The 22,017-nt window shown below is 70.4% G+C and carries 19 protein-coding genes, 1 pseudogene and 1 riboswitch; of the genes and pseudogenes, 16 read left to right on the top strand and 4 right to left on the bottom strand.

What is annotated here, in order from left to right; translation table 11 throughout:
* The first annotated feature begins 164 nt into the window (after positions 1 to 164).
* The 4 genes from ctaC to BM536_RS23100 all read left to right on the top strand — a co-directional run bounded on the left by ctaC (position 165) and on the right by BM536_RS23100 (position 4,639).
* Entirely contained in the window at positions 165 to 1,124 is a 960-nt protein-coding gene (gene ctaC, locus BM536_RS23115; RefSeq protein ID WP_073491894.1) for an aa3-type cytochrome oxidase subunit II, read from the top strand.
* Positions 1,121 to 2,857 (top strand): aa3-type cytochrome oxidase subunit I, encoded by a 1,737-nt coding sequence (gene ctaD, locus BM536_RS23110; RefSeq protein ID WP_073491893.1) that lies wholly within the window; start codon positions 1,121 to 1,123, stop codon positions 2,855 to 2,857. Before ctaC ends, ctaD begins: the two co-directional genes overlap by 4 nt.
* Positions 2,854 to 3,252, top strand: a complete 399-nt coding sequence (locus BM536_RS23105) for a cytochrome c oxidase subunit 4 (RefSeq protein WP_073491892.1) — start codon at positions 2,854 to 2,856, stop codon at positions 3,250 to 3,252. Before ctaD ends, BM536_RS23105 begins: the two co-directional genes overlap by 4 nt.
* Before the next feature lie 130 nt (positions 3,253 to 3,382).
* Entirely contained in the window at positions 3,383 to 4,639 is a 1,257-nt protein-coding gene (locus BM536_RS23100) for a L,D-transpeptidase (RefSeq protein WP_073491891.1), read from the top strand.
* Positions 4,640 to 4,723: 84 nt separating this feature from the next.
* Here the strand turns inward: BM536_RS23100 and BM536_RS23095 are convergent, their stop codons facing one another.
* Positions 4,724 to 5,125, bottom strand: coding sequence for a DNA-binding transcriptional response regulator (locus BM536_RS23095; protein WP_073491890.1), 402 nt, complete (start codon positions 5,123 to 5,125; stop codon positions 4,724 to 4,726).
* Between the two features lie 179 nt (positions 5,126 to 5,304).
* On the opposite strand from BM536_RS23095, the gene ctaE reads away from it, so the two are divergent.
* From ctaE to BM536_RS23065, 6 genes and pseudogenes are all read left to right on the top strand, one after another.
* Positions 5,305 to 5,925, top strand: a complete 621-nt coding sequence (gene ctaE / locus BM536_RS23090) for an aa3-type cytochrome oxidase subunit III (protein WP_073491889.1) — start codon at positions 5,305 to 5,307, stop codon at positions 5,923 to 5,925.
* Positions 5,926 to 5,990: 65 nt separating this feature from the next.
* The gene (qcrC, locus tag BM536_RS23085; RefSeq protein WP_073491888.1) at positions 5,991 to 6,803 is read left to right on the top strand and encodes a cytochrome bc1 complex diheme cytochrome c subunit; all 813 of its coding nucleotides are present in this window, start codon (positions 5,991 to 5,993) and stop codon (positions 6,801 to 6,803) included.
* The gene (gene qcrA / locus BM536_RS23080; RefSeq protein ID WP_073491887.1) at positions 6,800 to 7,858 is read left to right on the top strand and encodes a cytochrome bc1 complex Rieske iron-sulfur subunit; all 1,059 of its coding nucleotides are present in this window, start codon (positions 6,800 to 6,802) and stop codon (positions 7,856 to 7,858) included. The genes qcrC and qcrA overlap by 4 nt, the downstream gene beginning before the upstream one ends.
* The gene (qcrB, locus tag BM536_RS23075) at positions 7,855 to 9,477 is read left to right on the top strand and encodes a cytochrome bc1 complex cytochrome b subunit (protein ID WP_073491886.1); all 1,623 of its coding nucleotides are present in this window, start codon (positions 7,855 to 7,857) and stop codon (positions 9,475 to 9,477) included. Before qcrA ends, qcrB begins: the two co-directional genes overlap by 4 nt.
* Before the next feature lie 139 nt (positions 9,478 to 9,616).
* Positions 9,617 to 10,681: an anthranilate phosphoribosyltransferase gene (gene trpD, locus BM536_RS23070; RefSeq protein ID WP_073491885.1), complete on the top strand. Its 1,065-nt coding sequence runs from the start codon at positions 9,617 to 9,619 to the stop codon at positions 10,679 to 10,681.
* Between the two features lie 102 nt (positions 10,682 to 10,783).
* Positions 10,784 to 10,900, top strand: a riboswitch (SAM riboswitch).
* Positions 10,901 to 11,108: 208 nt separating this feature from the next.
* Positions 11,109 to 12,471, top strand: a pseudogene (locus BM536_RS23065) (aminotransferase class V-fold PLP-dependent enzyme).
* Between the two features lie 35 nt (positions 12,472 to 12,506).
* Here BM536_RS23065 and BM536_RS23060 read toward each other — a convergent pair.
* Positions 12,507 to 12,788: an Lrp/AsnC family transcriptional regulator gene (locus BM536_RS23060; protein ID WP_073491884.1), complete on the bottom strand. Its 282-nt coding sequence runs from the start codon at positions 12,786 to 12,788 to the stop codon at positions 12,507 to 12,509.
* Positions 12,785 to 13,519, bottom strand: coding sequence for a rhomboid family intramembrane serine protease (locus tag BM536_RS23055; protein ID WP_073491883.1), 735 nt, complete (start codon positions 13,517 to 13,519; stop codon positions 12,785 to 12,787). The genes BM536_RS23060 and BM536_RS23055 overlap by 4 nt, the downstream gene beginning before the upstream one ends.
* A gap of 171 nt (positions 13,520 to 13,690) precedes the next feature.
* On the opposite strand from BM536_RS23055, the gene BM536_RS23050 reads away from it, so the two are divergent.
* The 5 genes from BM536_RS23050 to BM536_RS23030 all read left to right on the top strand — a co-directional run bounded on the left by BM536_RS23050 (position 13,691) and on the right by BM536_RS23030 (position 19,091).
* Positions 13,691 to 13,930 (top strand): hypothetical protein, encoded by a 240-nt coding sequence (locus BM536_RS23050; protein WP_073491882.1) that lies wholly within the window; start codon positions 13,691 to 13,693, stop codon positions 13,928 to 13,930.
* Positions 13,931 to 14,000: 70 nt separating this feature from the next.
* Positions 14,001 to 15,344, top strand: coding sequence for an NYN domain-containing protein (locus BM536_RS23045; RefSeq protein ID WP_073491881.1), 1,344 nt, complete (start codon positions 14,001 to 14,003; stop codon positions 15,342 to 15,344).
* A 211-nt stretch (positions 15,345 to 15,555) separates the two neighbouring features.
* Positions 15,556 to 16,590 carry a C40 family peptidase gene (locus BM536_RS23040; RefSeq protein ID WP_073491880.1) on the top strand — a complete coding sequence of 345 codons (1,035 nt, stop codon included), beginning with the start codon at positions 15,556 to 15,558 and terminating at the stop codon, positions 16,588 to 16,590.
* Between the two features lie 227 nt (positions 16,591 to 16,817).
* Complete coding sequence (locus BM536_RS23035) at positions 16,818 to 17,834, top strand: C40 family peptidase (RefSeq protein WP_073491879.1); 1,017 nt, start codon at positions 16,818 to 16,820, stop codon at positions 17,832 to 17,834.
* A 63-nt stretch (positions 17,835 to 17,897) separates the two neighbouring features.
* On the top strand, positions 17,898 to 19,091 hold the full coding sequence (locus BM536_RS23030) for a hypothetical protein (RefSeq protein WP_094103409.1): 1,194 nt from the start codon (positions 17,898 to 17,900) through the stop codon (positions 19,089 to 19,091).
* 355 nt (positions 19,092 to 19,446) lie between these two features.
* On the opposite strand, the gene BM536_RS23025 is transcribed toward BM536_RS23030, so the two are convergent.
* Complete coding sequence (locus tag BM536_RS23025; RefSeq protein ID WP_094103522.1) at positions 19,447 to 20,676, bottom strand: glycosyltransferase family 87 protein; 1,230 nt, start codon at positions 20,674 to 20,676, stop codon at positions 19,447 to 19,449.
* A gap of 144 nt (positions 20,677 to 20,820) precedes the next feature.
* On the opposite strand from BM536_RS23025, the gene BM536_RS23020 reads away from it, so the two are divergent.
* Positions 20,821 to 21,969 carry a glycosyltransferase family 4 protein gene (locus BM536_RS23020; protein ID WP_094103408.1) on the top strand — a complete coding sequence of 383 codons (1,149 nt, stop codon included), beginning with the start codon at positions 20,821 to 20,823 and terminating at the stop codon, positions 21,967 to 21,969.
* Positions 21,970 to 22,017 lie beyond the last annotated feature (48 nt).

Here is a 22,017-nt window from a genome sequence, read left to right as displayed (position 1 = left end):
ATGACCCCCGGCGCGTTGCCGACCCCTCCCCGCGCGACCCCAAAACGCGTCCAGTAGGGTTTGGTCCGCATAAACATCCAAACCCCTGCCCGACGCAGGGCGGCGACCTACCAGCGAGAAGGCCGCAGCCGACCGCGCGGGCGAGACTCTCGGGAAGGCGCTACGTGAGTCCCAACGGCTCCGACCGCTCGCCGCGGCGCCCGATGCGGCGGAAGCTGCTGCAGGCACTGACCGCGGGCCTGGTCCTTGCGACCGCAACCGGTTGCACATACGAGGACTTCCCCCGCCTTGGTATGCCCACCCCCACCACCGAAGAGGCTCCGCGGATCCTCTCCCTGTGGCAGGGCTCATGGGCTGCCGCGCTGGCCACCGGCGTGCTGGTGTGGGGCCTGATCCTGTGGAGTGCTTTCTTCCACCGGCGCAGCCGCACCAAGGTCGAGGTACCTCCGCAGACCCGGTACAACATGCCCATCGAGGCCTTGTACACGGTAGTACCGATCATCATCGTCTCGGTCCTCTTCTACTTCACGGCCCGCGACGAATCGAAGCTGCTCAGCCTCGAGAAGAAGCCCGACGTCACGGTCAACGTGGTCGGCTTCCAGTGGAGCTGGTGCTTCAACTACATCCAGAGCGTCGACGGTTCCACCGGTGACGCGAAGTCCGACGAGAACCTGGCCGCGATTCCGGACCGGTACAAGAAGGACTTCCCGGCCGACTCGGGCGGTGTCTACACCTGCGGCACCCCCGGTGAGCGGAACCCGCAGACCGACAACCCCGGCCCGACCCTCTGGCTCCCCGAGGGCAAGACGGTCCGCTTCATCCTCACCTCGCGGGACGTCATCCACTCCTTCTGGGTGGTGCCGTTCCTCATGAAGCAGGACGTCATCCCGGGCCACACCAATGCCTTCCAGGTGACCCCCAACAAGCAGGGCACCTTCCTGGGCAAGTGCGCCGAGCTGTGTGGCGTCGACCACTCCCGGATGCTGTTCAACGTGAAGGTGGTCTCCCCCGAGCGTTACGAGCAGCACCTGAAGGACCTCGCCAAGAAGGGGCAGACCGGTTACGTTCCGGCCGGCATCGAGCAGACGAGCCCCGAGAAGAACCGGGAGTCGAACATCCTGTGAGCATCCTCAACGAACCCCAGGGTGCCGCCGCAGCAGGGTCCCACTATGAGGACGAGCTGCCGGTCCGGCGCCAGCGCCGCGGCGAAGTCGTCGTCAAGTGGCTCACCACGACGGACCACAAGACGATCGGCACGCTGTACCTCGTGACGTCGTTCGCGTTCTTCTGCATCGGTGGCGTGATGGCGCTCTTCATGCGCGCCGAGCTGGCCCGTCCGGGCCTGCAGATCATGTCGAACGAGCAGTTCAACCAGGCGTTCACGATGCACGGCACGATCATGCTGCTGATGTTCGCGACGCCGCTGTTCGCCGGCTTCGCGAACTGGATCATGCCGCTCCAGATCGGCGCGCCGGACGTCGCGTTCCCGCGGCTGAACATGTTCGCCTACTGGCTGTACCTGTTCGGCTCGCTCATCGCCGTCGGCGGGTTCCTGACCCCGGACGGCGCGGCCGACTTCGGCTGGTTCGCCTACTCGCCGCTGTCGGACGCGGTCCGCAGCCCGGGTATCGGCGCCGACATGTGGATCATGGGTCTGGCCTTCTCCGGCTTCGGCACCATCCTCGGCTCGGTCAACTTCATCACCACGATCATCTGCATGCGCGCACCGGGCATGACGATGTTCCGCATGCCGATCTTCGTGTGGAACGTGCTGCTGACCGCGGTCCTGGTCCTGCTGGCCTTCCCGGTCCTCGCGGCCGCGCTGTTCGCCCTGGAGGCGGACCGCAAGTTCGGCGCCCACATCTTCGACGCCTCCAACGGCGGCGCGTTGCTGTGGCAGCACCTCTTCTGGTTCTTCGGCCATCCAGAGGTGTACATCATCGCCCTGCCGTTCTTCGGCATCATCAGCGAGATCATCCCGGTCTTCTCCCGCAAGCCGATGTTCGGCTACATGGGCCTGATCGCCGCGACGATCTCGATCGCCGGCCTGTCCGTGACGGTGTGGGCGCACCACATGTACGTCACCGGCGGTGTGCTGCTGCCGTTCTTCTCCTTCATGACGTTCCTCATCGCCGTGCCGACGGGCGTGAAGTTCTTCAACTGGATCGGAACGATGTGGAAGGGGTCACTGAGTTTCGAGACCCCGATGCTCTGGGCGACCGGCTTCCTGATCACCTTCACCTTCGGTGGTCTGACCGGCGTCATCCTGGCCTCGCCGCCGATGGACTTCCACGTGTCGGACTCGTACTTCGTGGTGGCGCACTTCCACTACGTCGTCTTCGGCACCGTCGTCTTCGCGATGTTCGCCGGGTTCCACTTCTGGTGGCCGAAGATGACCGGCAAGATGCTCGACGAGCGCCTCGGCAAGATCACCTTCTGGACGCTGTTCATCGGCTTCCACGGCACGTTCCTCGTCCAGCACTGGCTGGGCGCCGAGGGCATGCCGCGCCGCTACGCGGACTACCTGGCCGCCGACGGCTTCACCGCCCTGAACACGATCTCGACGATCAGCTCGTTCGTTCTCGGCCTGTCCGTCCTGCCGTTCTTCTACAACGTGTGGAAGACCGCCAAGTACGGCAAGCCGGTCGCCGTCGACGACCCGTGGGGCTACGGCCGCTCCCTGGAGTGGGCGACCTCCTGCCCGCCGCCGCGGCACAACTTCCTCACCCTGCCGCGGATCCGCAGTGAATCCCCGGCGTTCGACCTGCACCACCCGGAGATCGCAGCGCTCGAGCAGCTGGAGCACGCCGGTCACGGCGCCGGCGCCATCGCGGGCAGCAAGGAGGCCGGCAAGTGAAGATCCAGGGCACGATGTTCGTCTGGCTGAGCGTCTTCGTCCTCGCCATGGCGGTCGTCTACGGCGTGTGGTCGAAGGAGCCGGCCGGTACGACGGCCCTCTTCCTGGCCTTCGGCCTGTGCATCATGATCGGCTTCTACCTGGGCTTCACCGCCAAGCGGGTCGACACCGGTGCGCAGGACAACAAGGAGGCGGACGTCGCGGACGACGCCGGCGAGCTGGGCTTCTTCAGCCCGCACAGCTGGCAGCCGCTCTCCCTGGCCGTCGGCGGCGCCCTCGCCTTCCTGGGGGTCGCGGTCGGCTGGTGGCTGCTCTACTTCTCCGCCCCGCTGATCCTCATCGGCCTGTGGGGCTGGGTCTTCGAGTACTACCGCGGTGAGAGCCGCACCCAGTAGCACGCATCGCGCGCGGCAGAGCCCGGACACTCCGTCAGGAGCGTCCGGGCTCCTGCATTTGCCGTAATCGGTGTCGCCCGTCCGTGTCACCCAGCGCGCCGCGGTTGACGCGGCTGCCTAGCGTGAGGTCATGAGCCACGAACCCCGCCCCGGCACCGTCGTCAGCTGCACGCTGCTGGTGACCGCCCTGGTCGCGGGCGCAACCGCCTGCGGCTCGGACGGCAACCCGCTCTCCTCACGTCCGTACGACGCGACGGACCGGATCTCCTTCAACGTCTCCGGCGGCGACGCAGAGAAGGCCGACCCGGACAAGCCCCTGGAGGTCAGGGCGGAGGACTCCGACGAACGGATCACCGACGTCACCGCCCTGGACGCCACAGGCCGCTATGTGGCGGGCGAACTCTCCGCCGACGGCAGACGCTGGCACAGCACCGAGCCGCTGGCCGCCGACGCCCGCTACACGGTCCGGGTGAGCACCGAGAACGAGGACGGCGCCTCCGGCCGCCGGGTCCTCACCTTCGACACCGGCAGGCCCACCGCCAAGAAACGACTGACCGTCACCTTCGGCCCCGGCGCGGGCACCTACGGCGTCGGCCGGCCCGTCACCGCCGAACTCAGCCAGCCGATCAAGGACCCCGCCCAGCGCGCCGTCGTCGAACGCGCCCTGAAGGTGGACGCCAAGCCCGCCGTGCAGGGCGGCTGGCACTGGGTGGACGACAGGACGCTGCACTACCGACCGAAGGACTACTGGCCCGCCCACGCCACGGTCCACGTCCACAGCAACCTGGACGGCATCAAGGTCGGCGGCCGGCTCTGGGGCGGCAAGGCGAAGGACGTCCGACTCACCATCGGGGACCGCGTCATCGCCGTCACCGACGCCTCCTCGCACTCCCTCACGCTGTACCGCAACGGTGAAGAGGTGAAAAAGATCCCCGTCACCACGGGAAAGCCCGGCTTCGAGACCCGCAACGGCGTCAAGGTGGTCCTCGGCAAGGAGTACTTCGTACGGATGCGCGGCACCACCGTCGGCATCGCCGAGGGTTCCTCGGAGTCGTACGACCTGCCCGTCTACTACGCCACCCGCGTCACCTGGAGCGGCGAGTACGTGCACGCCGCCCCCTGGTCCGTCGGTTCCCAGGGCTCCGCCAACGTCAGCCACGGCTGCGTCGGCATGAGCACCTCGAACGCCGAGTGGTTCTTCGACAACGTCCGCGAGGGTGACATCGTCCAGGTCGTCAACAGCCAGGGCGACACGATGGAGACCTTCGGCAACGGCTTCGGCGACTGGAACCTGGACTGGAAGAAGTGGCGCGAGGGCAGCGCCCTGACCGGCGGCGAGCAGAAGACCCGGGAGGACACGTCACGGCTTCAGCCGGCCGCCGCGTAGCGCGCCACCCTGAAGGGCCGCGCCGGAGCGGCGCGAGAAGCCGCAGACGGCCCGCAGCCGCCGGAACAGCCCCGCCCCCGACCCTCAGGCGCCGACCAGGTTCCCGCGGCGCAGAATCGCCGCCAGGGCCGCCGCGAACTCCACGGGGTCCACCGGAAGGGTGACCGCCGCCTCCGCCCGGCTCCACGTGGCCAGCCAGGCGTCCTGCGGCCGTCCGATGAGCAGCAGCACCGGCGGGCAGCGGAACACCTCGTCCTTGATCTGCCGGCACAGCCCCATGCCGCCCATGGGCGCGGCCTCGCCGTCCAGCACGCACACGTCGATCCCGCCCTTGTCCAGCTCCGTCAGCACGGCGGCGGGCGTCGCGCACTCCACGAACTCGACCAGGGGCGCGTCCTGGGCCGGCCGCCGGCCGGTGGCCAGCCGCACCTGCTCCCTGGTGTTGGCGTCGTCGCTGTAGACCAGCACCGTGGCGGTCGCCTGCATGGTTCCTCCGCGTCATTGGAGTGGAACTTCCGGGTACCGATGGGGCGGATGCTACTCCCCCACAACCCTCGTCAACACCTGTTGGAACATGCCTGCGATGGGCCATACGGGCAGTACACGACGTATGAACACTCCGAACGGCACCCCCCGGAGTGAGGGCGGGATAAGCGACCGACATAATGTCGGTCGTGGCGACAGCAACGACAGTAGATACCGGGCACGCGCACCCGTCGGTCAACCGGCCGAACCTCACCAGCGTCGGAACCATCATCTGGCTGAGTTCCGAGCTGATGTTCTTCGCGGCCCTCTTCGCGATGTACTTCACCCTGCGATCGGTGACGGGTCCGGACTTCTGGTCCGAGAAGGCCCACGCGCTGAACCTCCCGTTCTCCGCGACCAACACCACGATCCTGGTGCTCTCCTCCCTCACCTGCCAGCTAGGCGTCTTCGCCGCCGAGCGCGGTGACGTGAAGAAGCTCAGGATGTGGTTCATCGTCACCTTCGTGATGGGTGCGATCTTCATCGGCGGACAGGTGTACGAGTACACCGAGCTGGTCAAGAAGGACGGGCTCTCGCTCTCCTCGGACCCGTACGGCTCGGCGTTCTACCTGACCACCGGGTTCCACGGTCTGCACGTGACGGGCGGCCTCATCGCCTTCCTGTTCGTCCTCGGCCGCACCTACGCGGCGAAGAGGTTCACACACGAGCAGGCGACGGCGGCCATCGTCGTGTCCTACTACTGGCACTTCGTCGATGTCGTCTGGATCGGCCTCTTCGCCACGATCTACCTGATCAAGTAGCCGGGCCCGATCCCGCACCCATCCCGCAAGCATCGACGCAGAAGATCCTGACACCGGGGTAATCCGTGAAAAAGCTCTCCGCACGACGACGCCATCCGATGGCGGCGCTCGTCGTCCTACTCCTCGCGCTGGCATGCACCGGGGGGCTGTACGCCGCGTTCGCACCCGCGAGCAAGGCGCAGGCAGACGAAACCGCCCAGTCCCTCGCCATCGACGAGGGCAAGAAGCTCTACGCCGTCGGTTGCGCCAGCTGCCACGGCACCGGCGGTCAGGGCAGCTCCGACGGTCCCAGCCTGGTCGGCGTGGGCGCCGCGGCCGTCGACTTCCAGGTCTCCACCGGCCGTATGCCGGCCGCGACCTCCCAGACCGTCCAGGTACCGGAAAAGCCGACGATCTACTCGCAGGCACAGATCGACCAGCTGGCCGCGTACATCGCCTCGCTCGGCGCCGGCCCGTCCGTCCCCACCGAGGCCCAGTACGGCCCCGAGGGCGCGGACATCGCCAAGGGCGGTGACCTGTTCCGCACGAACTGCGCCCAGTGCCACAACTTCACCGGCAAGGGCGGCGCCCTGACCCGGGGCAAGTACGCGCCCTCGCTCGAGGGCGTGGACCCGAAGCACATCTACGAGGCCATGCAGACCGGCCCGCAGAACATGCCCTCCTTCCCCGACACCACACTGTCGGAGCAGAACAAGAAGGACATCATCGCGTACCTGGACGCGGTCAACAGCTCCGACTCCGAGAGCCCCGGCGGCCTTGAGCTGGGCGGCCTCGGGCCGGTCAGCGAGGGCCTCTTCGGCTGGATCTTCGGTCTCGGCGGGCTGATCGCCGTGGCCGTGTGGGTCGCCGCCCGGACCGCAAAGGCCAGGAAGTCATGAGTAGCCAAGACATCCCAGAAGAGAACCTGCCCGCTGAGCGGGATCACGCCCACGGAGCCGTAGGCGTCGCGGACGAGAAGAACCCGTTCGCCGACCCCGGGCTCCCGCCGCACGAGCACCGGATCCAGGACATCGACGAGCGGGCCGCCAAGCGGTCCGAGCGCGCGGTCGCCTTCCTGTTCACGCTGTCGATGCTGGCCACCGTCGGCTTCATCGCCTCGTACGTGGCGATCCCGCACGACAAGTCGGTCTTCATCTTCCCGCTCGGCCACATCAGCGCGCTGAACTTCGCGCTCGGTATGACCCTGGGCGCGGCCCTGTTCTGCATCGGCGCGGGCGCGGTCCACTGGGCCCGCACCCTGATGTCCGACGTGGAGATCGCCGACGAGCGTCACCCGATCTCGGCGGAGCCCGAGGTCAAGGCCAAGGTCATGGCCGACTTCCGGGACGGCGCCAGGGAGTCCGCGCTGGGCCGCCGCAAGCTGATCCGCAACACCATGTTCGGCGCGCTGGCCCTGTTCCCGCTCTCCGGTGTGGTCCTGCTGCGCGACCTCGGTCCGCTGCCCGAGGACAAGCTGCGGCACACGCTGTGGGCCAAGGGCAAGCTGCTCGTGAACATGAACACCAACGAGCCGCTGCGTCCCTCGGACGTCGCCGTCGGTTCCCTCACCTTCGCCAAGCCCGAGGGCCTGGAGGAGCACGACCACGAATTCCAGACCGAGATCGCCAAGGCCGCCCTGATGATCGTCCGCATCCAGCCGGACAACATCAAGGACAAGCGCGAGCTCGAGTGGTCGCACGAGGGCATCGTGGCGTACTCGAAGATCTGCACCCACGTCGGTTGCCCGATCTCCCTGTACGAGCAGCAGACGCACCACGTGCTGTGCCCCTGCCACCAGTCCACCTTCGACCTGTCCGACGGTGCCCGAGTCATCTTCGGCCCCGCCGGTCACGCCCTGCCGCAGCTGCGCATCGGCGTGAACGACGAGGGCTACCTCGAGGCGCTCGGCGACTTCGAAGAGCCCGTCGGTCCTGCCTTCTGGGAGCGCGGATGAGCAACAAGGACGACCGCCGCAAGGCACCCGCGGGCGAGCGGGTCGCCGACTGGGCCGACGGCCGCCTGGGGATCTACTCCCTGGCCAAGGCCAACATGCGCAAGATCTTCCCGGACCACTGGTCCTTCATGCTCGGTGAGATCTGCCTCTACAGCTTCATCATCATCATCCTCACGGGTGTGTATCTGACGCTGTTCTTCCACCCGTCGATGAACGAGGTGGAGTACCACGGCAGCTACGTCCCGCTCCAGGGTCAGCTGATGTCCGAGGCCTTCAACTCGACCATGCACATCTCCTTCGATGTGCGTGGTGGTCTGCTCATCCGGCAGATCCACCACTGGGCCGCGGTCATCTTCCTGGCCGGCATGTTCGTGCACATGATGCGCGTCTTCTTCACGGGCGCCTTCCGCAAGCCGCGCGAGATCAACTGGCTGTTCGGCTTCCTGCTGTTCGTCCTGGGCATGTTCACCGGTTTCACCGGCTACTCGCTCCCTGACGACCTGCTCTCCGGCACCGGTGTCCGCTTCACGCAGGGCGCGATCCTGTCCGTGCCGATCGTGGGCACGTACATCTCGATGTTCCTGTTCGGCGGGGAGTTCCCGGGTGGCGACTTCGTCGCGCGGTTCTACTCGATCCACATCCTGCTGCTGCCGGGCATCATGCTCGGGCTCGTGGTCGGCCACCTGATCCTGGTCTTCTACCACAAGCACACCCAGTTCGCGGGTCCCGGACGCACCAACAAGAACGTCGTCGGCATGCCGCTGCTGCCGGTCTACATGGCCAAGGCCGGAGGCTTCTTCTTCCTGGTCTTCGGTGCCATCGCGGCCATCTCGGGCATCGCGTCCATCAACCCGATCTGGGTGCTGGGTCCCTACCGTCCGGACCAGGTGTCCACCGGCGCCCAGCCCGACTGGTACATGGGCTTCGCCGAGGGTCTCATCCGGGCCATGCCCGGCTGGGAGATCAACATCTGGGGCCACACGCTGGTCATGGGCGTGTTCGTCCCGCTGGTGCTGTTCGGTGTGTTCCTCGGCATGATCGCCGTGTACCCGTTCATCGAGTCCTGGGTCACCGGGGACAAGCGCGAGCACCACATCCTGGACCGTCCGCGCAACGCCCCGACCCGTACGGCCTTCGGTGTCGCCTGGGTCACCGGCTACATGATCATGCTGATCGGTGGTGGCAACGACATCTTCGCCACCCACTTCCACCTGTCGATCAACGCGGTCACCTGGTTCGTCCGGATCGGCTTCTTCGCCGGACCGGTCATCGCCTTCGTGGTCACCAAGCGGATCTGCCTCGGCCTCCAGCGCCGCGACAAGGAGAAGGTGCTGCACGGTCGCGAGACCGGCACCATCAAGCGCCTGCCGCACGGTGAGTTCATCGAGGTGCACGAGCCGCTCAGCCAGGAGGCGCTCTACACGCTCACCTCGCACGAGCAGTACGCGCCGGCCGAGATCGGCCCGACGGTCGACGAGAACGGCGTCGAGCGCAAGGTGAAGCGCGGCGAGAAGGTCCGCGTCAAGCTGAGCAAGGCGTACTACGGCGAGGAGAGTCAGATCCCCAAGCCGACCGTCGAGGAGTACAAGGAGATCACGAGCGGCCACGGCCACCACTGATCGCTGCGTCGCCACGCAACGCAGAAGGGCCCCGTCCGGGGTACGGACGGGGCCCTTCGCCCTGTCCGCGGCTGGATAGGGTGGACCTGTCGAGACGCGCGTCCCGTGCAGCGGGACCACACTGACCCAGGAGCGGCTTATGAGCGCTGTGACCCCCGCTGGAGGCGACACCGCGGCGGACCGTTCCTGGCCCGAGGTGTTGAACGCCCTGCTGTACGGCCGTGACCAGAGCGCCGACGCCACGGCGTGGGCGATGGACCGGATCATGCGGGGCGAGGCGACCGACGCCCAGATCGCCGGGTTCGTGGTGGCGCTGCGCGCCAAGGGCGAGACCGTCGAGGAGATCAACGGCCTCGTCCGCGCGATGTACGAGCACGCGAACGTGATCGAGGTGCCCGGTGCGACGGTCGACATCGTCGGCACGGGCGGCGACGGCGCGAAGACCGTCAACATCTCCACGATGGCCTCGATCGTCGTCGCCGGCACCGGCGTGAAGGTCGTCAAGCACGGCAACCGGGCCGCGTCCTCCGCGTCCGGCGCCTCGGACGTCCTGGAGAAGCTGGGCGTCCGCCTCGACCTGACCCCGCAGCGGGTGGCCGAGGTCGCCGAGGAGGCCGGGATCACCTTCTGCTTCGCGATCAAGTTCCATCCGGCGCTGCGTCACGCGGGCGCCGCCCGCGGCCAGTTGGGCATCCGCACGGTCTTCAACGTGCTCGGCCCGCTGACCAACCCGGCCCGCGTACGCGCCCAGGCCGTCGGTGTGGCGGACCCGCGCATGGCGCCGATCGTCGCGGGCGTCTTCGCCGAACGCGGCAACTCCTCGCTGGTGTTCCGCGGCGACGACGGCCTCGACGAGCTGACGACGACCTCCACCTCCCGGGTCTGGGTCGTCCGCGACGGCAAGGTGACCGAGGAGTCCTTCGACCCGCGGGACGTCGGCCTCGAACTGGTCCCCGTCGAGGCCCTGCGGGGCGCCGACGCCGCCTACAACGCCGAGGTGGCGCGCAGGCTGCTGGACGGTGGGACGGGCCCGGTCCGCGACGCCGTACTGCTGAACTCGGCGGCCGCCCTGGTCGCCCTGGAGCCGACCGGGGCGCCGCTCGCCGAGCAGTTGCGGGCGGGCATGGCCAGGGCCGCGGAGTCCCTGGACTCGGGGGCGGCGAAGCGGACGCTGGAGCGCTGGGCGGCGGCCACCCACGCCTGACCGCCGGCACGGTGTGACGCGGGGCGCGGTCCGGACTCCCTCTGTCTCAAAAAATGGACCGCGCCTTGCGCGTCGATGATCGTATGGCAGGATGCTGTACCAGGTCATGAGCGACAGTCATGAGGCCCCGGCCGACTGTCCGGCAACCCTCCGTCCGTGGCGGGGTGCCCCGGGTGAGGACCAGGCCGCAGACAGCAAGGTCTACGGCAAGCGCGGACCCCTCGCACTCTCTCCGAGTGAGCGCGGCCAGGGGTCCTGGTCGTCGAGGAGCCTTCCATGAGCAAGCGAATGCGATAGGGCCGCAGAGCCCCGCTTCAGCGTCCCTCTGTCGTTCTTCCCGCGATCGCGCCCGTTGCCGATCGCGTGGTGCCGTGCTCTCCGGGGTTCCCCCGAGCCCACGGCCCTTGTCTCTCACGGGAGTTCAGCCATGTCCGTCTCCACCGCTGCCGTCGCCCAGACCGTTTGTGCCCCGCTGCCCGTTCTGGGGCGCGATGTCACCGTCCCGCTCGTCACCGGCGGCGAGGTCGGTTACGCGGCCCTCGACTACGCCGCCAGCGCCCCCGCCCTCCAGCGCGTCTGGGACGACGTGGCGGCCTACGCCCCCTACTACGGCAGCGTCCACCGCGGCGCCGGCTACCTCTCCCAGCTCTCCACGGACCTCTTCGAGAACGCCCGCCGGACGGTTGCCGAGTTCCTCGACTGCCGGCCCGACGACCAGCTGGTCTTCACCCGCTCCACCACCGACTCCCTGAACCTCCTCGCCGCCGCCCTCCCCGCCGGCTGCCAGGTCTTCGTCTTCGAGACCGAGCACCACGCCTCGCTGCTGCCCTGGAAGGACGCCCGGGTCACCTGCCTCGACGCCCCGCGCACCCCGGGGCAGGCCGTCGCCGCCCTGGAGAGCGCCCTCGCCGGCCGCGACCCGCACGGCCCGGCCCTGGTCTGCGTCACCGGCGCCTCCAACGTCACCGGCGAGCTGTGGCCCGTACGTGAACTGGCCGCCGCGGCGCACGCCCACGGTGCCCGGATCGTCCTGGACGCCGCCCAGCTCGCCCCGCACCACCCGGTGTCCGTCCGTGACCTCGACGTCGACTGGGTCGCCTTCTCCGGCCACAAGCTGTACGCCCCCTTCGGTTCCGGCGTCCTGGCCGGCCGCGCCGACTGGCTGCGGGCGGCCGAGCCGTACCTCGCGGGCGGCGGCGCCAGCCGCAAGGTCACCCGGCGCCAGGACGGGGGAGTGGACGTGGAGTGGCACGAGAGCGCCGCCCGGCACGAGGCGGGCTCCCCGAACGTCATCGGCGCCTACTCCATCGCCTCCGCCTGCAAGGCGCTCACCGAGGCGGGCTTCGACACGCTGGTGGCCCGCGAGCAGTACCTCGTCGAGAAGGTCCGCACGGGCCTCGCGCGGGTCCCCGAGGTGCGGGTCCTGTCCCTCTTCGGCGACGACGCCCCGCGGGTCGGCGTGATCTCCTTCGTCGTGGACGGCTGGAACAGCTCCCACTTCGCCGCCGCGCTCTCCGCCGAGTACGGCATCGGCGTCCGCGACGGCCTCTTCTGCGCCCACCCCCTGGTCCGCACCCTCCTGGGCAGCGACCCCCGCAGCCAGGGCGAGTGCGGCGCCCCCGACGCGGCCCCCGGCGAGAAGTCCCTCAACGCGATCCGTGTCAGCTTCGGCGCGGGCACCCCCCGACGAACACGTCGACCGCTTCCTGGCGGCCGTACGGGAACTGGTGACCGAGGGGGCGAAGTGGACGTACAGGACCGAGGACGGCCGCTGCGTCCCGGCGGTGTAGGGGGATCGTGTCCGCCGGAGGCGGTGTTCAGGCGGTCAGGAGTCCAGGCCGATCGCGAACGCCGCCTCCAGGTCGTGCTGCGAGTACGTACGGAACGCCACGTGTGTGTCCGTGGCCTCCACGCCCGGGATCTTGCTGATCCGCCCCGGGATCATCTCGGCGAGGTCCTCGTGCTGCCGCACCCGCACCATGGCGATCAGGTCGTAGGTGCCGGTCACGGAGAACACCTCGCTCACGGATTCCAGCGAAGCGATCGACTCCGCGATCTCGGGGATCCGGTCCACGCTGGTCTTGATGAGGACGATCGCGGTGATCACGGCTGGTTCTCTCCCTCGGGGGCCGGAGCTGGGCTGCTCCTCACTCTAGTGGGCCGGGTGAACCCGGCCCACGCGTAGACGAAGCCCAGCCCGAAGCCCACCAGGTGCGCGAGGTACGCCACGCCCGGCCCCTGTCCGGCCCGCCCCGCCGCCAGCCATTGCAGAGCCGCCCAGAAGGGCAGCACGACCCAGGCGGGGAAGCGCAGTGGGAGGAAGAAGAGGAACGGCAGCAGACTCGTGACGCGGGCCCGGGGGAACAGGTACAGGAACGCGCCGAGGACCGCCGAGATCGCTCCGGAGGCGCCGACCAGGGACTGCTCGGAGTCGGCGTTGACGGCGGCGTAGCCCAGCAGTGCCAGGCAGCCGCAGCCGAGGTAGAAGAGCGTGAACCCGACGCGGCCCATCCGGTGCTCGGTCATCGCCCCGAAGACGTGGAGGAAGAGCATGTTGCCCAGCAGATGCACCCAGCTGCCGTGGATGAACAGGGCGGTGAGGGGGGTGAGGGCGGCCCTGGGCCCACCTTCGAACAGGTCTGCGGGGATCACGCCCCACCGGCGGAAGTAGGCGCGCTGCGCGAGCATCTGCTCCTCGCCGGTGCCGTACGCCGGATCGAGGCCCGAGGCCGGGCCGATCACGAAGACCAGGCAGCACAGGGCCATCAGGAGGTACGTCACCGGTGCCACGGGGTGGCGGACGGTTCGGCCGAGGGGCCGTCTCCAGTAGCTGATCATGGACACAGAGCATGGCGTAACGGGACGTACTGGTCCGGACCGCCTCGCCGCCGTGGACGGACGGGCGGCGAGTACCCGCCAGGCCGTAGGGTTACGAGCCACATGCTCCGGGGAGCCCTGTGCGCGCCCCGGTTCCGGAAGACCGACACTAGAAGGAAGCGGACGGTCACGATGACGGTTCCCCTGCCGACCGCCACGACGCGGTGGCGCTGCACTCTCTGCGGCAACCTCACGCGGTTCGACGTGACGCGCTCGTCGAAGGTCGTCGAGTACGTCCACCTCGATCTCGCCGGTGAGGCGAAGGTGGAGGAGCGCGAGGTGGTCAGTGAGACCATCGAGTCGGTGCGGTGCCGTTGGTGCAACGCCGTGGATCAGGTGGAACTGGTGGACAGGCCGGGTGCCGGCTCCTGAGGATGGGGGTTCCCCGCTCGAGCGAAGTCGAGAGTGGGGGAGGGCCCCGCGAGGAATTGGGGTGTGACGGATGGCGGAGACCACGGGCGGGGGGCCGGGCGACGGCGCCGCCGAGGTGCTCGACCGTCCGCTGCCCGACGGCGTGCGCCGCCGGGTCGTGCAGATCGTCTCGGACGGCTTCGGCGGCCTGACCGTCGCCGAACTGCCACCCCAGCTCCGGCAGTACGCCCGGTTCGCCCCCAACCGCCGGGCCAAGTTCGCGGGCAACGCGATGGCGGCCGCGCTGGAGACCGATCCGCTGTTCCGACAGCGCATCGGGGAGAAGTTCAGAGAGGCACAGCCCGAACTGGCCGGTGTTCTCGACTCCGGCTCGCCTCCCCCGGCCGCGGACCCGCTCGATGTGGCGGCCGCGGCCTATGTGCTGCGCCCCACCGGCTGGGTGAAGCTGGTCACCGCGGCCGGCGAGGAGGCCCAGCGGGCCGACGCCGAGCGGGCCGACGAGGAGAGCCGGGCGGAGCTGGAGCGGCTGCGCGAGCAGCTCGCCGAGGCCCGCGAGCTGACCCGGACCGAGACCGAGCGGCTGCGCACCGAACTGGACGCGGCGAAGCGGGAGGCCGAGTCGCTCCATCGCAAGCTGCGGTCGGCCCTCAGTGACGTCAAGCGCGGTGAGGCCGCGCTGCGCAAGCTCCAGGGTGAGATGGACGCCGTGCGGAGCGAGGGGCAGGCCCAGGTGTCCGCGGCCGACAGCGAGTCGCGGCGGCTGAAGACCCGGCTCGGCGAGGCGGAGGCCGCGCTGGAGGCCACCCGCCGGGCGGCCCGCGAGAATCGCAGCGTCGAGGACATGCGGGTACGGCTGCTGCTGGACACCCTGCTGGAGTCGGCCCAAGGGCTGCGCAGGGAACTGGCGTTGCCGCCGGTGTCGGTCCGTCCGGCGGAGACGGTCGACGCGGTGGAGCCCGGCCGGATGACCCCGAAGGACATCGCCGCCCGCGCGCTCTCGGAGAACGACCCCGCGATTTTGGACCAGTTGCTCGCCCTGCCGCAGGCGCATCTCGTCGTCGACGGCTACAACGTCACCAAGACCGGTTATCCGCAGATGCCGTTGGAGAAGCAGCGGCTGCGGCTGCTCGGTCAGCTCTCGGCGCTCGCCGCGCAGACCGGCGCCGAGGTCACCTGTGTCTTCGACGGGGCCGAGCTGGTCGCGCCGGTGCTGCTGGCGCCGCCGCGCGGGGTGCGGGTGCTGTTCTCCAAGCCGGGGATCACCGCCGACGAGCTGATCCGCCAGCTGGTGCGGGCCGAGCCGCCCGGCCGGCCGGTCATCGTCGCCTCGACCGACCGCGAGGTGGCCGACGGCGTGGCCAGGGCGGGGGCGCGTCCTGTCGCTTCTGCGGTGCTCCTGAAGCGACTGACCTGAAGGTCAACGTAAAGGGCCAATGCCCGAATTGACGCGATCGTCACGCAACGTAGCGTCAATCCTGCGTCACTGCATGTGGGTTGTGTGTAAAGAATGCGGTCCGTCACCGACTTTTTCTGTGCCAGGATTTGAAGTGATCACAAGAACGTCACTAGGGTCTGCCTTCGAACCTCCGCACGAGTGATCACTCACAAGAAGGAGCTCGCTCTCCGTGGCGTCCCACCGTCGACCCAAGCAGCCGAGTCGCACACGCGTGACCGTGCTGACCACCGCGGCCGCTGCCGCTGTCGCCCTGAGCTCGCAGGCCGCCAACGCCGCTCCGAGCGAGAAGCCCAGCAAGGACGAGGTCAAGTCCAAGGTCGACAAGCTCTACGAAGAAGCGGAGCAGGCCACCGAGAAGTACAACGGGGCCAAGGAGAAGCAGGAGAAGCTCCAGAAGGAGGTCTCCACGATCCAGGACGACGTCGCCCGCGGCCAGGACGAGCTGAACGAGCTGCGTGAGTCGATAGGCCTGGCGGCCGCGGCCCAGTACCGCTCCGGCAGCATCGACTCCTCCCTCCAGCTGTTCCTGTCGTCGAACCCGGACGACTACCTGGACAAGGCGTCCGCCGCGGACCAGTTGAGCGCCCAGCAGGTCGAGTCGCTGAGGAAGATCCAGGAGAAGCAGCGCGAGCTGGCCCAGGACCGCGCGGAGGCCTCCGGCAAGCTCAAGGACCTCGCCTCCACCCGCACGGAACTGGGCAACAAGAAGAAGGAAGTCCAGGCCAAGCTGGCCGAGGCGCAGAAGCTCCTCAACACGCTGACGGCCGAGGAGAAGGCCGACCTGGCCGCCGCCGACGCCCGCGCCAGCCGCGACGCCGGTGAGCGCGTCGACCTCGGCAACACGGCCCCCGCCTCGGGCCGTGCGATGGCCGCCTTCCAGGCCGCCCAGAGCAAGATCGGCTCGCCCTACGTCTACGGCGCCACGGGTCCGAACTCCTTCGACTGCTCCGGCCTGACCTCCTGGGCGTTCGCCCAGGCCGGCGTCGGCATCCCGCGCATCTCGCAGGACCAGGCCAACGCCGGCACGAGGATCTACTCCCAGTCCGACCTCAAGGTCGGCGACCTGGTGATCTTCTACGGTGACCTGCACCACGTCGGGTTCTACGCGGGCAACGGCCAGGTGCTGCACGCCCCGCGCTCCGGCACGGTCGTGCGCTACGAGTCGATCAACAACATGCCGTACCAGTTCGGCGTCCGGATCTGAGCATCCGCGCGATCGCGACACCATGACGCCCGAACGGGCGAATCACCGCGACGTGAACTGACCCCACACCCCGCCCATGACCTGCGTCAGAGGCGGGGTGTCACGTTGCGTGGCCGCAGAGGTCTTTGGTGGGCGCCCCGTCACGGGGCTACTGTCTGCCGCGTTTCCCCCGCCACTTGTGCCGGGGGGACGGTCTCTGTCCGCCAGTGGAAGGAGCGCGGCTTCCCGTGGGGTCCCATCGCCGCCTTGCACCGTCCGGGTTCGACCGGGGCGCCCTGTGCGTCCTGACCGCCGCGGCAGCCGCCCTCGGCGCCGTCGCCACCGCCGTACCGGCCACGGCCGCCCCGCACGAGGACACCCGGACCGAGGTGGACCGGCTCTACGAGGCCGCCGAGAAGGCCACCGAGGCCTTCAACGAGGCCGGGGAGCGGGCCGGTGTCCTGCGCCGGCAGGTCGGCGACGCGCAGGACCGGATCGCCCGCAAGCAGGAGCGCATCAACGGCCTGCGAGAACAGCTCGGCTCGCTGGCCGGCGCCCAGTACCGCTCCGGCGGCCTCGACCCGTCCCTGGCGCTGCTGTTCTCCGACGACCCGGCCGACTACCTCGACAAGGCCTCCGTCCTCGACCGCATCACCACCCATCAGGCCGGTGAGCTGAAGGACCTCCAGGACGCCCTGCGCGAACTGGCCCAGGAGCGCGCCGAGGCCACCCGCAGGCTCGGCGACCTGGAGAAGAGCCGGGAGGCCGTCGAGAAGCACAAGCGGACCGTCGAGCAGAAGCTCGCCAAGGCCCGGCAGCTGCTGAACTCCCTGCCGTCCGCCGAGCGCGCCGCCTACGACCGGGCCTCCCGGTCCGGCCGTTCCGACCTGCCCGGTCCCGAGGGCGCCGGCGCCGCCTCGGGCCGTGCGGCGGCGGCCCTGGCCGCCGCCCGCTCGGCGCTCGGCAGGCCGTACGTGTGGGGCGCCAACGGACCCACCGGTTTCGACTGTTCGGGCCTGGTGCAGTGGTCGTACGCGCGGGCCGGGGTCGGCCTGCCGCGGACCTCGCAGGCCCAGGCGCACGCCGGGCGGCGGGTCCCGCTCTCCCAGGCGCGGCCCGGCGACATCGTCACCTACCGCTCCGACGCCAGCCACGTGGGCATGTACGCGGGCAACGGCCAGGTCATCCACGCCCCCTACCCGGGCGCGCCGGTGCGCTACGACCCGGTCGGGATGATGCCGGTGTCGTCGGTGACGAGACCCTGACCGGGAGGTGCGGCCCGCACCGGCCGGGTTCCGTCCGGGGCGGCTCGCCGTACGATCGGGGGAATGGCTGGTCGAGGGCGGGCGCGCGATTCCGGAGCCGTGGGGCTCGCGGTGCTGCTGCTCGTTCTGCTGGTGGGCTGCGGCGGGCGGCCCGCCACGGACACCGCCAGGGCCGAGGTGCAGCGGGTGCTGGACCGGCGGGCCGCCGCCGTCCTGGCCCATGACCCCGCCGCCCACGCCGCCACCGGGGACCCCGCCGCGTACACCCGGCTGCGGGCCGTGCCGCTGGCCGCCTGGTCCTACCGGGTCACCGCCGTACGGCCCGGCGGGGACGAGGCCGCTGCCGACGCGGAGCTGAGCTACCGCATCGAGGGCCACGACAGGGCCCCGGTGACCGTGACGCGCACCCTGCGGCTGACCCGGGACGAGGCCGGGCGGTGGGCCGTGGCCTCCGAGAGGCCCGCGGGGAAGGCCGGCCAGCAGCTCTGGGACCAGGGCACGGTCAGCGTCGTCCGCGGCACGCACAGTCTGGTCCTCGGCGTCGGCCAGTCCGGCGCGCTCCTGCGGACCTTCGCCGGGCTGGCCGACCGGGCCGTCCCCGCGGTCTCACAGGCGTGGGGCACCGACTGGGCCCGGCAGGTCGTCGTCCTCGTACCGAAGTCTCTGGACGGCATGGCGGCGCTGCTCGGCTCGCCCGCCTCGTCCTACCGGGGGATCGCCGCGGTCACCACGGGGGAGACGGGCGGCGGGCCCGACGCGCCCGCGGACCGGGTCATCGTCAACCCGGAGGCCTACGCGATGCTCGGCCCGGTCGGCCGGCAGGTGGTCCTCACCCACGAGACGACGCACGTCGCCACCAGGTCCGACACCAACGCGGCCACCCCGCTGTGGCTGTCGGAGGGGTACGCCGACTGGGTCGGCTACCGCGGCACCGGCCGCACCCCGGACGAGGCAGCGCCCGAGCTGCAGAAGGCCGTCCGCGAGGCCCGGCTGCCGGGGGAGCTGCCGTCCGACGGGGACTTCGGGTTCGCCGGGGACGCGGCACGGCTGGCGCGGGCGTACGAGGGCGGCTGGACGGCCTGCCGGATGATCGCCGACCGCTGGGGCGAGGAGAAGCTCGACGCCTTCTACCGGGCCGTGGGGGAGCACGGGAAGCGGCCTGGGACGGTCGAGGAGGCACTGGGGAGCGTTCTGGGGACGACCCTGGAGGACTTCACCGCCGAATGGCACCGGTACCTCCGGGAGGAACTGGGCTGAGCAGCGACCGGGACGACCGGGAGAGCGGGGGCGATCGGAGGCAGGGTGGCGATCGGAGGCAGGGTGTGCTCGTCCGCGAGGCCGTCGGGCTCGTGGCGGCCTGCCGACGGCCGCCTTCACCGCGCTCTGCCGGGTCTTGGAGGGCGGTGGGGGAGCGTCCGTGCCGTTGTGGGTGACCGTGCTCGGCGTGGTCGTGCGGCGGTCGCTCGCGTACGCCCTGTCCGGGGGAGGGGCTGCCGGGGTGTCTCCTGCGCCGGTGCTCTCGGTGGCTGTGCGGTGCGCGCCGGCGGGCGTGGTTGCTGCGGCGGGTGCGGCTGCTGCTGCGGCTGCTGCGGCGGGTACGGCGGGTGCGGCGTCAGGAGGAGACCGGCGTGCCCTTGGCGCGGGCGGCGGCCCGAGCGGGTCCGGCGGGCGGGGCGTCGGCGCGTGGCGCCGTCGAGCGCCACAGCCGTACGGCCGCGGTGACCGCGGCCGCCGCCAGCAGGCCGTTGCGCAGGAACAGCAGGGTGAGCCCGAGGGGATCGCTCGCGACGACGTGGCCGAACCAGACCGGGAACTCCAGCACCGTCACCAGTGACGCGGCCAGCACCAGCGCGGTCGGCGGCCCCATCCGGCTCTCCCGGGAGCAGCGGCAGACGGCGGCCAGACCGACCAGCCACACCAGGTACTGCGGGCTGATCACCCGGCTGGTGACGGTGAAGAGCAGGACGGCGGTGAAGGCGGCGTCCGCGAGCGTGTGCGGGGCGAGCCGTCCGGCCCGCAGCCGCCACAGGAGCAGCCAGCCGAACGCGGTCACCGTCAGACCGAGCGCCGCGTCGCTCACCACGCCCACGTGGGGGCCGAGGAACTCCACCGAGCCGTAGTGGAGCAGCACCTCGCCGCTCCAGCCGAAGTGCCGGGCCACGTGGAAGACCAGGGCGCCCAGCGACTCCACCTCGGTGCCGCGGTCCCGCTGGGAGGACAGGAAGGCGAAGGCGCCGGGCGAGGCCACCGCGAACAGGGCCGACAGCCCGCCGACGGTGACGGCCGCCGCGCCCCAGGCCCGCCGCCGCACGGCACCGGCCAGCAGCAGTACCGGCCACACCTTCAGCAGCGCGCCCAGACCCACCAGCGCGCCCATCACCCGGGGGTGCCGGACACCCGCGAGCAGTGCGGCCACCGCCACCGCGGTGACCATCAGGTCGTAGCGGGCGTACACCGTCGGGCCCAGCAGGGGGACGCCCGCCACCCACACCGGGGCGCCGCGCGGGGAGCGCCCCGCGTGCAGCAGCAGGACGAGGACCGCGAGGTCGGCGAGGAGGGCCAGGACGAAGAAGGCCGACGCGTAGTCCAGGAAGGGCAGCAGGCCGGGGGAGAGGATCGCGAGGGCGGCGGCGGGCGGGTACTGCCAGGTGACGTCGTCCACCGGGAAGGTGCCGGTGCTCAGCACGTCGTACCAGCCCCGGTAGATCACCGACACGTCCGTCGTGACGTCCGGACCCGGGAAGACGTACACCTTGAACACGCACAGCAGCAGGGCGAGCCGGGTCACGCCCCAGGTGCCCAGCAGGCCCGTCAGGCCGGCCGGGGAGCGCCTGTCGTCCATGAACTCCACTTGTGCCCCTGTTCACACCTGTTCGTCCGCGTTGGTGAGGGTATGCGGATCATATGATCCCTCGCCGGGCTGTGTGCGGGCCGTGCGGCACGGCCGGGCGCGGCTGTGAGAAGGGTTTGGATAGGGTCGGCGGCGATGCACAAGACCCTGATCGTGACCAACGACTTCCCGCCCCGCCCCGGCGGCATCCAGGCGTTCCTGCACAACATGGCGCTGCGCCTGGACCCCGAGCGCGTCGTCGTTTACGCGTCCACCTGGAAGCGCGGCCGGGAGGGTGCGGAGGCGACGGCCGCCTTCGACGCCGAGCAGCCCTTCACCGTCGTACGGGACTCCACGACGATGCTGCTGCCGACACCCGGCGCGACCCGGCGGGCCGTCGGGCTCCTGCGTGAGCACGGGTGTACGTCCGTGTGGTTCGGGGCCGCCGCGCCGCTCGGGCTGATGGCGCCCGCGCTCAGGAGGGCCGGTGCCCGCCGGCTGGTGGCCACCACGCACGGCCACGAGGCCGGCTGGGCCCAACTGCCCGCCGCCCGGCAGCTGCTGGGGCGGATCGGCGAGGCCACCGACACGATCACCTACCTCGGCGAGTACACGCGCTCGCGGATCGCGACCGCGCTGAGCCCCGAGGCCGCCGCACGCATGGTGCAACTGCCGCCGGGCGTCGATGAGAAGACCTTCCACCCCGGCTCCGGCGGCGACGAGGTCCGCGCCCGCCTCGGGCTCACCGACCGGCCGGTGGTGGTGTGCGTCTCGCGGCTCGTCCCGCGCAAGGGCCAGGACACGCTGATCCGGGCCATGCCCCGGATCCTCGCCGCCGAGCCCGAGGCCGTGCTGCTCGTCGTCGGCGGCGGTCCCTACGAGAAGGCTCTGCGCCGGCTGGCCCGCGAGACCGGGGTCGCGTCCTCCGTACGCTTCACCGGCTCCGTCCCCTGGTCGGAGCTGCCCGCCCACTACGGCGCCGGAGACGTCTTCGCGATGCCGTGCCGCACCCGCCGGGGCGGACTCGACGTCGAGGGGCTCGGCATCGTCTACCTGGAGGCCTCCGCGACCGGCCTCCCCGTCGTCGCCGGCGACTCCGGCGGCGCCCCCGACGCGGTACTCGACGGCGAGACCGGCTGGGTGGTGCGAGGCACCTCCCCGCACGACACGGCCGACCGCGTCACCGCCCTCCTCGCCGACCCCGCACTGCGCCGACGCATGGGCGAACGGGGTCGCCGGTGGGTGGAGGAACGGTGGCGCTGGGACCTGCTGGCGGAGAACTTGAAGGACCTGCTCCAGCCCTAGGGGAGACGCGCTGCGGGGCGGCCCCGCGAGGGGGGCGGGGCGGCCACG

Source organism: Streptomyces phaeoluteigriseus (assembly GCF_001896135.2).
GTDB classification, from domain to species: domain Bacteria; phylum Actinomycetota; class Actinomycetes; order Streptomycetales; family Streptomycetaceae; genus Streptomyces; species Streptomyces phaeoluteigriseus.
Note: the sequence above shows the minus strand (reverse complement) of the source record. Positions and strands in the feature narration are given on the sequence as shown.